Source organism: Chryseobacterium sp. Mn2064, from assembly GCF_049319685.1.
In the GTDB taxonomy this organism is placed as follows: Bacteria; Bacteroidota; Bacteroidia; order Flavobacteriales; family Weeksellaceae; genus Chryseobacterium.
The window spans coordinates 166,540-179,573 of the sequence record NZ_JBMOUE010000003.1; the positions used below are offsets into that span (position 1 = coordinate 166,540).

Sequence of the window (13,034 nt, forward strand, 5' to 3'; positions counted from 1 at the left end):
AAATTTATACTAATTTTATGACCTCATGAATTATTCTTCATGAATATAATAAATGAAAAAACTTCCTTTCGGAAGTTTTTCTCTATAATTATTTTACGTACATCGCTTTTTTGATTTCCTCTTTCACTTTTTCAAGTTTAGGGAACCATTCTGCAAACAATGCTGCAGAGTAAGGTGCAGGTGCATCAGGAGTAGTAATTCTCTTGATTGGAGCATCTAAATAATCAAATGCTTTCTGCTGTACCATATAAGTAATTTCTGAAGATACAGAACCAAATGGCCAAGCTTCTTCTAAAATAACCAATCTGTTTGTTTTCTTTACAGATGCTAAAATGGTATCAAAATCAAGAGGACGAACTGTTCTAAGGTCGATAACTTCTACAGAAATTCCTTCTTTAGCCATATCTTCAGCTGCCTGAATAGCCAATTTCATGATTTTTCCGAAAGAAACCAAAGTAACGTCTGTACCTTCTCTCTTGATATCTGCTTTTCCTATTGGTAAGTAGTATTCTTCTTCAGGAATTTCCATTTTGTCTCCATACATCTGCTCAGATTCCATGAAGATTACCGGATCGTTATCCTGAATTGCTGTTTTTAATAATCCTTTTGCGTCATAAGGGTTTGAAGGTACAACCACTTTAAGCCCAGGACAGTTTGCAAACCATCCTTCAAACGCCTGAGAGTGAGTAGCTCCCAATTGTCCTGCAGAAGCAGTAGGACCACGGAAAACGATAGGACAGTTCCACTGCCCACCACTCATCTGACGGATTTTGGCTGCGTTATTGATAATCTGGTCAATTCCTACTAATGAGAAATTGAATGTCATAAATTCTACGATTGGTCTGTTACCATTCATTGCTGCTCCTACAGAAATCCCTGTAAATCCAAGTTCTGCAATCGGTGTATCGATTATTCTTTTTGGACCAAATTCATCCAGCATTCCTTTTGAAGCTTTATATGCACCATTATATTCTGCAACTTCCTCCCCCATCAGGTAGATGGATTCGTCTTTACGCATTTCCTCGCTCATTGCCTGTGCAATTACCTCACGAAAAGTATATTCTGCCATATTTTCTTGAAAAATTTAGACTACAAAAGTAGTGTTTTTTTATGATACACATCATAAAAAGGCGTTTCATTTGAAGGAGAAGCTTCAATATTAATAATAATTCAAACAGAAAGATTTTGTGAAAGAGAAAGCCTGAAGCCGAAAATAACCACCAGAAACAATTTTTATTAAATAATTAGTTTTTTTCCTGTCTATTCAACTCTTTATAATTTTTCCTGAGATCCTGTAAAATTTTTCCGTAGGTCTTTTTATAGATCAGATACAGAAGGAACATTCCTGTTACGAGAAAAACTCCAAAGGTGATATAATTTCCTATGACAGGATGGAGTTTATCAGGATCGGTAAGTTCTGCATTCATATGATGTTTTGTATTCCATCCATCATTAAATCCAGCCATAAAATCTCTGGTATTATGATCAAAATGGATGATACCGTCTGCCACCACCAAAATTAAAGAAACGACTGCATATCCTAAGATAAGCGTTCTCAGATTAAGAATATTTTTCATAAGATGAATACTCTCCTGCCCGGTTTTTATTCTACGGAATAAGGTGATAATGATTCCTGTAAAAACTAAAAACATTCCCGTTCTGATGTAAGGAAACTCTTTGTTCAGATATCCGTATAAAGTCCATAAAATGACTTCAACAAGTCCGATCAGCAATAAAATTTTTGTGATGGAAACCGATTTATGTTTTATCATGGTATAAATTTCTTTTTCGGAATATTCTTTGAAATCATCAGATTCCTTATTCCAGTCTTTTTTCAATAATTCTAATTCTTCCATATTATTTTGTGCTTATTTTGCCTTTTAAATTATTTTTTGCTCTGTTCATCTTCACTCTTGCATTTCCTTCTGTGATTCCCAGAATCTCCCCTATTTCTCGGTAAGGTTTATCTTCCAGATACATCATAATGAGCGCTTTTTCTATATCAGACAGTTCATAGATGGCTTGGTACATCTTTTTAAGTTTATGTTCATCATCTTCATACGCCTCATATTCTATGGAAAGGGAAGACATATCAACTTCGGCTTCCTGCATCATTTTTCTTCTGGGATTTCTGAATAATGTAATAGCCGTATTCAATGCTACGCGATACATCCAGGTAGAAAATTTGGAATCTCCTTTAAATCCCGGAAAAGATTTCCAAAGCTGAATCGTGATCTCCTGAAAAAGGTCTTCATGATCTTCAGCATTGTTGGTATATATTTTACATATTTTGTGAATAAGCCTTTGATTGGGCTTAAAAAAATTCACAAATGTTTTCTCCTGTTCTGTGCTCATATTATATAAGTGGGGAGATTTTTTTTTCGTTACATCATTTTCAAAAAAAAAACGACATTTCATTTCTGAAATGCCGTCTTAAAATTCTATTTAAACTTAGCTTAAGTTACACTTTTTCCCAAGTTTGGGTTTTTCCGATCAAAGATATACCAATGTATCCTTTCACCGTCAGCTTATCTCCTTTTCTGATGATAAAACACTTGTAGGTTTTACCGTTTTTCGGATTGGTAATAGTACCTCCGTTGAACTCATCTCCGTCTTTTGAAAGACCTCTGATAACTTCCATTCCTAAAATAGGTTTGTTTTTTCTGTCATCTTTACAGTCAACGCAGTTAGGGTTTTCCGGAGTGATCAGCAACTGAACAACTTTCCCGTAATACTTTCCGTCAGCTTTTTTGAAAATTTCTACAATAGATTTCGGTTTTCCCGTTTCATCATCTATCGTTCTCCACTTTCCTTCGATCTGTGCAAACGTCAGTACGCTGAACAGAGAAAGCGCGAATGTTAACAATAATTTTTTCATATTTCTTATAGTTTTAATTTTAATACAATATTCTTATCTCCGTATTGATAAAAATATAAATTAATTTTCAACAAACAAAAACTTTTATTATACAAAGCATAAAGAGAATAAAAGTAGTGATTGCTGGGGAACAAATGTCAATTGATTCGCTTACCCTTTTCGCCTTTAATTCAGTTTTCGGTTGATTACTCTATCCATATAATCCTGATACCAAGCTTTTGCTGTCTTTTTCCCCTGTTCTACTTCAGGATTTTTCAATTCGTTGATCAGATTTTTTTCAAGACTAAGATCTGATTGATTATATACACCAATGATTTCTTTTCCATCAAAACGGTAAATGTAATTTCCAATCATAAACTGTTCTGTACTTCCGTCTGAATTCACAACAATGAAAGGATATTTTTTATCGCTTACCAAACTTCTTCCCCAGCTTCTGATAGGTTTATTATATCCGATCAAATCTGCCAGTGTAGGATAAATATCTGCCTGCTGAGCGATTTCAGGATTTCCCCCTTTAAGCTGATAGGCAGGGTTGGGAGAGTAAAAGACCAGTGGAACGGCATATCTGTTCATTGCTCTTTCATATTCAGGATAATATACCTGATTGGTATGATCCCCTGTGAATACAAAGATTGTATTGTTGTACCAAGGTTGTTTCTTAGCGGTTTCGAAATACTTTTTGATTGCGTAATCTGTATATTGAATAGGCTCATGCATTTCTATTTTTCCTTTTTTAAATTTCCCGTTATATTTTTCAGGAATTTTAAAAGGGTGATGAGATGAAGCTGTAAATACTGTAGTCATAAAAGGTTGTTTCTTTCCTACATTTTTAGCAAAATACTGAAGAAAAGGCTCATCCCAGATCGCCCACATTCCATCAAAATCTTCATCATGGTTGTATTCGGTCTTACCGAAATAATGTTTAAACCCTAAGATATTTCCAAATCCCAGAAATCCCATAGAGCCATTTGGTGCTCCGTGGTAAAAAGAAGTATCATATCCAAGATCATTACATATAGAAACAAGAGACTGAATTTTCTGGTTGGAATACGGAGATCCCGTAAAAGCATCGGTAAGACTTGGAATTCCAGCCAATACACTACTCATTCCATGAATAGACTGTCTTCCGTTCGCAAAAGTATTAGGGAAAATTAAACTCTGTGTTGCAAGACTGTCCATAAACGGAGTATAGGAAACATAGTCTTTAATGTTTTTATCTTTATTGAAAGCTCCGGAATATTCTCTTCCAAAAGATTCTACAATAAAAATAACAATATTGGGACGGTTTTCTACTTTTCGATCGTATACTTTATAAGGATGTACATTTTCTTCAATATATTTTTCATCTACAAAATGAACTTCCTTAAAGTTATTGGTATTTAAGGTACGGAAAAAGGAGAATGTGCTGTTGAGAACAATATTTCCCTGAAGAGGATTGGTAACAAAACGAGTCGCATCTACCATATTGATAGGCCTTGTGCTGTGCTTAAAGTCTCCACGAATTCCTCCAACTACCAATACCGTCGTTATACATAATGTAAGAATGGAATAAATAAAATAAGGAATCAGTTTTACCGGCTTTGCTTCTTCTATTCTGACTTTTTTGTAGAGGAAAACCCATGCTGCCATTAAAACTATAAACCAAATCAACACAAAAGGATGCTGCCCCACCGAAATCATCAGCGTTTGAGAGACATTAGACTCATGCTCTGCTACCTGGAATACGGCAGAGGTAAGTCTTGCCTGTGCAAATTTATAGTAAATAAAATCACCAAAGTTCATGGCATACGCTAATCCGTTGGTAACAAAATAGATCCAGAAAAGATTTTTTTGATAGATATTCTTTGTATTCACCACCAAAGGCAAAAGACTGAGAAGAATAAACAGCGAATTGACGTATAAAATTGCGGTGGTATCGAAAGCCGTCCCGTGATAAGCAAGCTTCAGATAGTCTGTAACCGAATCAACTTTGATCAATTCTTTATTAAAATACCAGAATAAAAGCCTAGCAATCTGATAAAAAACATAGGCTAAGAAAATTCTGTACAGCATTACCAGAACTTCCTGTTTTCTAAATCCTTTTAAAAACTTCATGAGACAAATTTACATCAAAATCGTTTCAATCCATTTTTTAGTACAGATTATTTCCACTTAGAATTTTTAAAAACTGTAATTTTGTGGTTATGGATTTTATAAAAAATAATCTGGCCAATGCCTTGACCCTTGCTAATTTATTTGCAGGATGTGTGGGTGCAATACACCTTATTTTAGGAGATTATCAAACAACGGCAATCTGCCTTATTCTCTCTTCAATCTTCGACTTTTTTGACGGCTTTGTAGCCAGAGCTATAAAATCCAACTCCAATCTGGGGCTTCAGCTGGACTCTCTTGCTGATATGGTAAGCTTTGGACTGATTCCAGGATTGACCCTATATAAAGCTCTTGAACCTTTTGGTACTGAACTTCTAGGGCTTCATCTTCCGTTTGAAATCAAATATTTCGGACTGCTGGTCACCGTATTTTCCTGCTTAAGACTTGCTATTTTCAATCTTGATGAAGAGCAGCGTTATTATTTTAAAGGATTGAATACCCCTACCAATACTGTTCTTCTGTTCGGATTATATTATGCCTTTAAAGAAACCGGATCTTTCGGTTTTTTATTCAACAATGAACTATTGCTTGTTGTATTGACCATTATCACATCCTGGCTTCTGATCAGCCCAATCAAAATGATGGCCATGAAATTCAAATCCAAACAGTTGAAAGACAATTATCCTAAAGTAGTACTGCTGGTTGGCGGTATTGCTATTCTCGCTATATTTCAGATCGTAGGAATCCCAATGCTGGTGATCTACTATATATTGGTATCCCTGATTTTTCAAGCGCAGCTGAAATAAAAGTCGGAACAAATTTAAATTTAACACATTTTCAATTTATTAATTATCAACATGAACTTAAAGCTCCATAAACCTCTTTGTATTTTTGACCTGGAAACAACAGGAACAAACATCGGAAAAGACAAAATTGTAGAGATCTGTATCTTAAAAGTAAATCCTGATGCTTCCAGAGAAAGCAAAACATGGCGTGTCAACCCGGAAATGCCTATTCCCAGAGAAAGCAGTGAAATCCACGGAATCTATGATGAAGATGTAAAAGATGCCCCTACTTTCAGAGACATTGCTCCTAAAGTAATGGAAATGATCTCAGGAACTGACCTTGGAGGTTTTAACTCTAACAGGTTTGATGTTCCTCTTTTAGCTGAGGAATTACTAAGAGTCGGAATGGATTTTGATTTGAATAAATTCAGATTGGTGGATGCACAGACAATTTTCCATAAGAAAGAACCTAGGAATTTAGGAGCTGCGTATCAGTTCTACTGTGGAAAAACATTGGAAAATGCCCATTCTGCCGAAGCTGATGTAATGGCTACTTTTGAAGTATTGGATGCACAGGTTGGAAAATATGATGATATTCCTAACGAAATTGCGCCATTAAGTGAGTTCACTTTCCATAATAAAAATGCTGACCTTGCCGGATTTATCGGATATAATGATAAAATGGAAGAGGTTTTCAACTTTGGAAAGTATAAAGGCCAGGGAGTAAAAGCAGTATTCCAAAAAGATTTGGGCTATTATGGATGGCTTCAAAATGCTGATTTCCCTTTGTATACGAAGAAAGTATTTACAAAAATTCAATTGACAGGTAAATTTTAAGATATGTCTGAACTGGTTCGTTTTAAGTTTTATGAAACTGCCCTGGAAGCCAACAGGGATAAACAAATCTTGGCCGAAAGCGGCATCAACAGTTTTATTGCGAATGAGCAGCTCATCCAATCAGACTGGTTGCTTTCACAGGCAGTAGGAGGCATTCAGCTTCAGGTTTTTGATAACGATCTGGAAAAAGCCCATCAGGTGCTGCAGGATTATAAAGAAAATGAACAGTATTCTCTCGAGGTAGAACATACTATTGAAGATCCTGAATTTGATTTTGTTTGTCCAAAATGTGGCTCCAATCATATTTACAGAGATGATAAGGCAACCAGTTTTTTTGGAATTTCATTTCTTACCAGTCACAAATTTATATGCTATTATTGTGGAAATGAATTTATCCACGAAAAATAAGAATTTAAATCTCTAATAAAAAATCTGCACCATTACGCATAATGTTGTATGACAAATAAAATATAGGAATTATGAAGATCATCTGCATCGGAAGAAATTACAGCGAACACGCAAAAGAATTGGGAAATGAAGTTCCTGAAAATCCTGTTATTTTCATGAAACCGGATACGGCCGTTTTAAAAGGAAATGATTTTTATATTCCTGAGTTTTCAAACGATGTTCATTATGAGCTTGAAGTCGTTTTGAAGATTTCAAAAGGAGGAAAATACATTCAAAAGGAGACCGCACACAAACATTATGAGGAGCTCAGTCTTGGAATAGACTTCACGGCAAGAGATCTTCAGAGTGAACTAAAATCGAAAGGATTACCTTGGGAACTTGCCAAAGGTTTTGATGGTTCTGCAGTGGTTGGAAACTTCTTTAAAAAAGAAAACTACAGTCTAGATAACCTTTCATTCTCATTATTAAAGAACAAAGTAAAGGTGCAGGATGGCAATACGAAAGATATGCTCTTCCATTTTGATGATATTATAGCCTTTGCTTCTCAGTACTTTACTCTAAGAGTAGGCGACCTTATCTTCACAGGAACTCCAAAAGGGGTTGGAAAGGTGGATGAAAATGATATTCTTGAAGCGTATCTTGAGGAGGAAAAAATCCTTGATATCCGAATATTATAAGTAATTAACATCTAAGTCTGGCAAATTTTTCCTATCTTTAGGTAACAAAATTAAAGGTTATGATCAATATTGTATTGCCCGTAGATTTTGGGGATAAGACAGACCAATTGGTGGAAGGCGCTATAAAATTTGCCAAACAGCTCAATGGAAGAATTTATCTGATCCATGTAGCACCATCAGACATCGGTTTTGCGATCGGTGATATGGGATTTCAATATTTTCCGGAAGTGGAGGCCAACGAAATCAGAGAGGAGCTGGTTCAGCTGAATAAAATTGAACAAAGAATTATCGCTCATGATATAGACTGTGAGCATCTGCTGAAACAAGGTATTGCGAAAGATATTATTCTGGAGCATGCTGCAGACAAAAACGCAGACTACATCGTTATGGGATCCCATGGCAGAAGCGGAATCTATGATGTATTTGTAGGAAGCCTTACAAAAGGAATTACAAAAAGCTCTAAAGTTCCCGTGCTGGTACTTCCCATCCACGAATAAACAAAGAAAATTTTAATCGTTAGTAATAAAAAAACCGATCAAATAAATTATTTGATCGGTTTTTTACTATATAACCAATTAATTAACCTTCTTTTTTGTAGATATTCGGGTCGTAGTAAGGGTTCTTACCTTCCGTTGGAGAATAATAGTCTTTATCTTTATCGCCACCTAGTGTAACCACCAGTACATAGCACCAATAAGTGAACATTACACAGCAAACGATAAATAGTATCCAGTTTAACACATTTCCGAAAGCATCAAAGAAACCGAAAGTCCATTTGAAAACTTTACTTAAGAATAGAAAGAAAGACGTCATTATTTTCCTTTTTTAAATTAACTTTGTACAAATTTATAAAAAATGTTTAAATTACTTTCAAAAGAAAGCAATATTTTTTCAATTCCTGTTTATATTGGTTTTCTTCTTTTAGTAGTCATAATATTTAACATACTGAATTTCAATACATATGAAGCTATTGTTGCCGGAATTACTTTCCTGGGAATTGCTTTGGGATATTTTTGTTTTCACAGTATTGCTCTTAATTATCAGACCCACTTACCTTTATTTTTATATACTTTTTTTATTTTCGGTTTATACCCCGGAAATCTAGACATAGGAATCGCTGTTTCACTGCTTACCAATTCCTTTCTTATTCTTCTTCTGACGAGTGCCGATGAAGATATCCGAAAGAAATCTTATGTCCTCGTAGGGGCAATTGTGGCGCTGAACTTTATCTTCCTTCCTACTACATGGCCCATGGCTGTTTTTGTGATCATCCACGTGATTGCCACTTCTGCCAAAATAGGACTGAATCTTTTCAGATTTCTGTTAGGAATGATTCTGATTACATTCAGTTATTTTTCTGTCATGTACTTCGTTCAGTTCACTTCGTGGAATATAGATTACTTCCCGTTTGGAAAGATAAAGCCGGTAAAGGATTATGTGGAATTGCTTCCTCTGATCCCGGTAGTTCTGATGCTGATCTATGCCGTATACGATCATTTTAACAATTATAATAAGAAAAGCCCTATAAGCAGATATAAATATACTTTTCTGCTGGTTTTTTCTTTAGCACAGCTTGTTACCATTATTCTGTATATGAATGAAACTTATGAATATTTGCTGCTTCTGGCATTTCCTTCAAGTATTATTCTGAGCAGAATGATGAGATTTTTACCCAAATATTGGATGCAGGAGGCCAGCTTATGGCTTATTATTATTAGTTTACTGGCCTTTAAAGCAGGTACAGTTTTTGATTTATTTTAAAAAATTATGATTCAGATAGACGATAAATTGATTTCCGAGGATATTTTTTCCGAAGAATTTGTTTGCAACCTTACCAAGTGTAAGGGTGCTTGTTGTGTGGAAGGAGATGTAGGAGCTCCATTGGATAAAAGCGAGCTTGAAATATTAGACAGTATTTTTGATAAAGTAAAACCTTATCTTACTCAGGAAGGCATCAAGGCCCTTGAAGAGCAAGGGACATGGACTACTGATCCACAAGACGGAATGTACGTTACCCCAATGGTAGAAGACCGTGAATGTGCTTATGTAACATTCGATGAAAGAGGAATTACCAAATGTGGTATTGAAAAAGCCTATGAAGATGGTGCTGTAGACTGGCAGAAACCTATTTCTTGTCACCTCTACCCCATCCGTGTAACAGAATATTCGGCATTCACCGCTCTGAATTATCATGAATGGAATGTATGCAGCGATGCCTGCGCTTTAGGAAAAGAGCTTCAGGTTCCTGTTTATAAATTCCTAAAAACTCCGCTGACAAGAAAGTATGGAGAAGAATTCTATAATGTTCTGAGTGAAGTCGCTGATGAATGGAAAAAAGAATATGGTTCTTAATCCATCTCCAATGTTAACTTAAATAACAAAAACCGCAGAAATATATCTGCGGTTTTTATTTTGTATTAATAAAAAAGTGAGTTAATTTCCTTTCCCAACTTTTACAGTAGTTACTTCTTCTTTTTGCCCTCTTCTTTTTTAGCCTTTTGCCAGCCGTCCTCAGGCATTAAAATCGCTATTTTCCTTTCTTTTGTAAGGTATTTTTTAGCAACATCCTGAAGATCCTTTACGGTAAGTGCTTTTACTTTATCCGGGTAATTCAAAATGTCATATTTATCACTTCCGTCTAACTGATTTTTAGAAATCCACTGTAACCAGAATCCATTATCTTTAAGGCCTGTATTATATTCGTTGTACTCTCCTTCTTTGTATTTATCAAGGTCTTTTTGCTCTGGCCCTTTATCTATAAATTTTTGTAATTCTGCGATTGCACTTTTCGTAAGCTTATCCACATTTTCAGGGCCACAAGGGAAATTAACAGTAAAATCGTACGCACCATATGGAATTTTACTCAACACTCCACTGGCGTCACCGCCATAAATGCCACTTTCTTCTTCTCTCAATTTTTCAAGAACTTTAATCGTTGCCACTTCTCCCAGCGCTGAAAGTGCCATCGCTTCTTTCTCGTTGTAGGGAGCTTCTCCGTTATAAGAAATGGTTACAAGACTCTTCGGCTCTTTTCCTTTTTTATACATCTTTGTATATTCACCGGTCATAGCTCTGTACCCTGTGTCTTTAAAAGTTACTGACTTACCTGTTGTAGGAAGTGCTGCAATATACTGTAGTACTTCAGTTTTAAGCTGTTCTTCATCTATGTTTCCTACAAAATAGAAGTGGAAATTGCCTGCATTTGCAAATTTCTGCTTGTAGAGATCATATGCTTTTTTATAATCCGTATTTCCCCAGTCTTTTTCGGTAGGTTCAAGATTCGTAAATCTCGGATTTTTCTGATTGATAAATTTTGAATACTCGTTCGAAAAATAATACTGTGGATCTGAATCAACATTTGCTAACACGGCAGATTTCTTGGTTCTATATGCATTGAATGAGTCTGGATCGTAATTTAAGGCTGTAAAACAAGCATAGATAAGTTCCATAGCTGTTTTTAAATCCTTTTTGGAACTTGTCCCGGAAATGCCTTCTGTAAGATCTCCGACATAAGACCCAACGCTGGTTTGTTTTATGGCAAGGTAACGGGCAAGATCTGTCTTGGAAAGCCCGGCTAATCCAGCTTCCAGCAAAGCATCCAAAGCAAATTTAGTCTGGTTATAATCAGTATCTGAAATGAGTGAAACTCCTCCCAGACTTATTGCTGAAAAAATAATTTCATCATCTTTAAAATCTGTTTTTTTGAAGGTTACTTTTGCACCATTACTCAAAGTCCATGTAGTTGTTCCTAATTTGGAATCAGCTTCTGTTGTAATAATTTTGCCTTCGGATTTGAAAGGTTGTATTAAATTTTCTGCTTTAGCTTTTTCTTCATAAGGTTTAAGATCAGCTAATTTCACAGCATCAAATGTAGTCAGAACCGTTGCTTCTGTTGGCATTTTAATCGTATCTTTCTGAGGGCCTGTAATCACAATTACTCTGCTGTCATCTTTTACAAACTTTGTAATAACTTCATTGGTTTGCTTTAAAGTGAAGGTTGGAAGAACTTTTTTAATGTGCTCATATCCCCAGGTAATTCCAGGAATTGGATCTTTTTTCAGAAAATTACTGATATATTCATTGCTCAGATCACCACTTTGAGTCTTATCTCTGTTATTGTAGGCCCATTCATAAGATGAAAGCATTTGATCTTTAGCTCTGTCCAATTCGGATTGGGTAAAACCAAATCTTTTTGCTCTTTCTACTTCTTCCAAAAGGATCTTCAGGGCATTGAGCTGATCTCCGTCTTTGGTAACCGCTGCCCCCTGAAAAGCTTCCTTACTTCTTGCATAAGTTCCTCCATGATATACCGAACCATAAGTAAAGGGAGGATTGGTAGAATTAACAAGCTCTTCCAATCTATTATTCAGCATCATATTCACAAGACCTTCCGTAAGACTTTGATCATACTGCTGAACGGTTACATCCGGTTGGTAAGCCTCAGAATCTTTAATGATAAACTGTACGGTAGAATTTGTAGCATCTGCATCTGTTTCAATAGCTACAAGCGTTTCTTTATGATTGGGAAGATCAAAGGATTTTCTTTCTTTAGGATTTGAAGGGTTCTTATACTTACTGAAGTTATCTCTGATCTTTTTCTCAATTTCATTCACATTGATATCTCCTACCACAACAACTGCCATCAGATCCGGTCTGTACCAATCATGGTGAAATTTTCGGAGAAGATCCGGTTTAAAGTTCTCCAGAATGTCTTTTTTTCCAATCGGAAGCCTTTCTGCATATTGAGATTTATACAAAAGCTTCGGCAAATATTTATCTTGCATTCTCTTATCCGGTCCAAGCCCTAATCTAAGTTCTTCCAAAACTACTCCTCTTTCTTTATTGATCTGCTCATCAGAAAGTGTGGCATTAAATGCCCAGTCTTCTATGACCTTCAGCCCAGCATCCAGGTTTCCGGGTTTATCTAATGGTACAGGCAGCATATAAATGGTTTCATCAAAGCTGGTTGCCGCGTTAAGATGCTGTCCAAATTTCACTCCGATAGATTGTAAAAAATCTACCAATTTATTATTTGGGAAATTTTTGGTTCCGTTGAAGTTCATGTGTTCCATAAAATGGGCTAAACCTCTTTGATTGTCATCTTCAAGAATAGATCCGACATTGATTACCAAACGTAAATCTACTTTTTTTTCAGGGAGTGTGTTTTTTTTAATGTAATATTTCATTCCGTTGGAAAGGGTTCCGATTCTTACGGAGGGATCCAAAGGAATATTCTGCCCAAAGGCATTCATAGATATCAAAAAGATCATCGAAAATGAGGATAATATTTTTTTCATGTATTGATTTTAACCATGCAAAAGTATAGATTATCAAAAACAGTGAATATCTATCATTTGG

Annotated in this window: 14 protein-coding genes; 7 read left to right on the forward strand and 7 right to left on the reverse strand. The window is 35.6% G+C overall.

Going from position 1 to position 13,034, the window contains the following annotated elements; genetic code table 11:
* Positions 1-88: 88 nt before the first annotated feature.
* From ACL9RH_RS13310 to ACL9RH_RS13330, 5 genes are all read right to left on the reverse strand, one after another.
* Entirely contained in the window at positions 89-1,069 is a 981-nt protein-coding gene (locus ACL9RH_RS13310; RefSeq protein WP_422693856.1) for a pyruvate dehydrogenase complex E1 component subunit beta, read from the reverse strand.
* Positions 1,070-1,244: 175 nt separating this feature from the next.
* Positions 1,245-1,856, reverse strand: coding sequence for a hypothetical protein (locus tag ACL9RH_RS13315; RefSeq protein WP_422693857.1), 612 nt, complete (start codon positions 1,854-1,856; stop codon positions 1,245-1,247).
* A gap of 1 nt (position 1,857) precedes the next feature.
* The gene (locus ACL9RH_RS13320) at positions 1,858-2,355 is read right to left on the reverse strand and encodes an RNA polymerase sigma factor (protein WP_422693858.1); all 498 of its coding nucleotides are present in this window, start codon (positions 2,353-2,355) and stop codon (positions 1,858-1,860) included.
* A gap of 106 nt (positions 2,356-2,461) precedes the next feature.
* Positions 2,462-2,878, reverse strand: coding sequence for a DUF2147 domain-containing protein (locus ACL9RH_RS13325; RefSeq protein ID WP_422693859.1), 417 nt, complete (start codon positions 2,876-2,878; stop codon positions 2,462-2,464).
* Positions 2,879-3,043: 165 nt separating this feature from the next.
* Positions 3,044-4,972, reverse strand: coding sequence for an LTA synthase family protein (locus ACL9RH_RS13330; RefSeq protein ID WP_422693860.1), 1,929 nt, complete (start codon positions 4,970-4,972; stop codon positions 3,044-3,046).
* Between the two features lie 89 nt (positions 4,973-5,061).
* Between ACL9RH_RS13330 and ACL9RH_RS13335 the strand changes: the two genes are divergently transcribed.
* The 5 genes from ACL9RH_RS13335 to ACL9RH_RS13355 all read left to right on the forward strand — a co-directional run bounded on the left by ACL9RH_RS13335 (position 5,062) and on the right by ACL9RH_RS13355 (position 8,173).
* Positions 5,062-5,775, forward strand: coding sequence for a CDP-alcohol phosphatidyltransferase family protein (locus ACL9RH_RS13335; RefSeq protein WP_422693861.1), 714 nt, complete (start codon positions 5,062-5,064; stop codon positions 5,773-5,775).
* A 51-nt stretch (positions 5,776-5,826) separates the two neighbouring features.
* Positions 5,827-6,591, forward strand: a complete 765-nt coding sequence (locus ACL9RH_RS13340; protein WP_422693862.1) for an exonuclease domain-containing protein — start codon at positions 5,827-5,829, stop codon at positions 6,589-6,591.
* A gap of 3 nt (positions 6,592-6,594) precedes the next feature.
* Positions 6,595-6,999, forward strand: a complete 405-nt coding sequence (locus ACL9RH_RS13345) for a hypothetical protein (protein WP_422693863.1) — start codon at positions 6,595-6,597, stop codon at positions 6,997-6,999.
* Between the two features lie 71 nt (positions 7,000-7,070).
* Complete coding sequence (locus ACL9RH_RS13350; RefSeq protein WP_422693864.1) at positions 7,071-7,676, forward strand: fumarylacetoacetate hydrolase family protein; 606 nt, start codon at positions 7,071-7,073, stop codon at positions 7,674-7,676.
* A gap of 59 nt (positions 7,677-7,735) precedes the next feature.
* Complete coding sequence (locus tag ACL9RH_RS13355; protein ID WP_422693865.1) at positions 7,736-8,173, forward strand: universal stress protein; 438 nt, start codon at positions 7,736-7,738, stop codon at positions 8,171-8,173.
* 82 nt (positions 8,174-8,255) lie between these two features.
* Here the strand turns inward: ACL9RH_RS13355 and ACL9RH_RS13360 are convergent, their stop codons facing one another.
* Positions 8,256-8,489: a DUF6341 family protein gene (locus ACL9RH_RS13360; protein ID WP_422693866.1), complete on the reverse strand. Its 234-nt coding sequence runs from the start codon at positions 8,487-8,489 to the stop codon at positions 8,256-8,258.
* A gap of 42 nt (positions 8,490-8,531) precedes the next feature.
* Between ACL9RH_RS13360 and ACL9RH_RS13365 the strand changes: the two genes are divergently transcribed.
* Positions 8,532-9,437 carry a DUF6427 family protein gene (locus ACL9RH_RS13365; protein ID WP_422693867.1) on the forward strand — a complete coding sequence of 302 codons (906 nt, stop codon included), beginning with the start codon at positions 8,532-8,534 and terminating at the stop codon, positions 9,435-9,437.
* 6 nt (positions 9,438-9,443) lie between these two features.
* Positions 9,444-10,028 (forward strand): DUF3109 family protein, encoded by a 585-nt coding sequence (locus ACL9RH_RS13370; protein WP_422693868.1) that lies wholly within the window; start codon positions 9,444-9,446, stop codon positions 10,026-10,028.
* A gap of 110 nt (positions 10,029-10,138) precedes the next feature.
* Here the strand turns inward: ACL9RH_RS13370 and ACL9RH_RS13375 are convergent, their stop codons facing one another.
* Positions 10,139-12,973, reverse strand: a complete 2,835-nt coding sequence (locus ACL9RH_RS13375) for a M16 family metallopeptidase (RefSeq protein ID WP_422693869.1) — start codon at positions 12,971-12,973, stop codon at positions 10,139-10,141.
* Positions 12,974-13,034 lie beyond the last annotated feature (61 nt).

What these genes read in the sequence shown, in the direction of transcription:
- ACL9RH_RS13310 (WP_422693856.1), bottom strand. Translation starts at nt 1,069, where the DNA reads ATGGCAGAATATACTTTTCGTGAGGTAATTGCACAGGCAATGAGCGAG.
- ACL9RH_RS13315 (WP_422693857.1), bottom strand. Translation starts at nt 1,856, where the DNA reads ATGGAAGAATTAGAATTATTGAAAAAAGACTGGAATAAGGAATCTGAT.
- ACL9RH_RS13320 (WP_422693858.1), bottom strand. Translation starts at nt 2,355, where the DNA reads ATGAGCACAGAACAGGAGAAAACATTTGTGAATTTTTTTAAGCCCAAT.
- ACL9RH_RS13325 (WP_422693859.1), bottom strand. Translation starts at nt 2,878, where the DNA reads ATGAAAAAATTATTGTTAACATTCGCGCTTTCTCTGTTCAGCGTACTG.
- ACL9RH_RS13330 (WP_422693860.1), bottom strand. Translation starts at nt 4,972, where the DNA reads ATGAAGTTTTTAAAAGGATTTAGAAAACAGGAAGTTCTGGTAATGCTG.
- ACL9RH_RS13335 (WP_422693861.1), top strand. Translation starts at nt 5,062, where the DNA reads ATGGATTTTATAAAAAATAATCTGGCCAATGCCTTGACCCTTGCTAAT.
- ACL9RH_RS13340 (WP_422693862.1), top strand. Translation starts at nt 5,827, where the DNA reads ATGAACTTAAAGCTCCATAAACCTCTTTGTATTTTTGACCTGGAAACA.
- ACL9RH_RS13345 (WP_422693863.1), top strand. Translation starts at nt 6,595, where the DNA reads ATGTCTGAACTGGTTCGTTTTAAGTTTTATGAAACTGCCCTGGAAGCC.
- ACL9RH_RS13350 (WP_422693864.1), top strand. Translation starts at nt 7,071, where the DNA reads ATGAAGATCATCTGCATCGGAAGAAATTACAGCGAACACGCAAAAGAA.
- ACL9RH_RS13355 (WP_422693865.1), top strand. Translation starts at nt 7,736, where the DNA reads ATGATCAATATTGTATTGCCCGTAGATTTTGGGGATAAGACAGACCAA.
- ACL9RH_RS13360 (WP_422693866.1), bottom strand. Translation starts at nt 8,489, where the DNA reads ATGACGTCTTTCTTTCTATTCTTAAGTAAAGTTTTCAAATGGACTTTC.
- ACL9RH_RS13365 (WP_422693867.1), top strand. Translation starts at nt 8,532, where the DNA reads ATGTTTAAATTACTTTCAAAAGAAAGCAATATTTTTTCAATTCCTGTT.
- ACL9RH_RS13370 (WP_422693868.1), top strand. Translation starts at nt 9,444, where the DNA reads ATGATTCAGATAGACGATAAATTGATTTCCGAGGATATTTTTTCCGAA.
- ACL9RH_RS13375 (WP_422693869.1), bottom strand. Translation starts at nt 12,973, where the DNA reads ATGAAAAAAATATTATCCTCATTTTCGATGATCTTTTTGATATCTATG.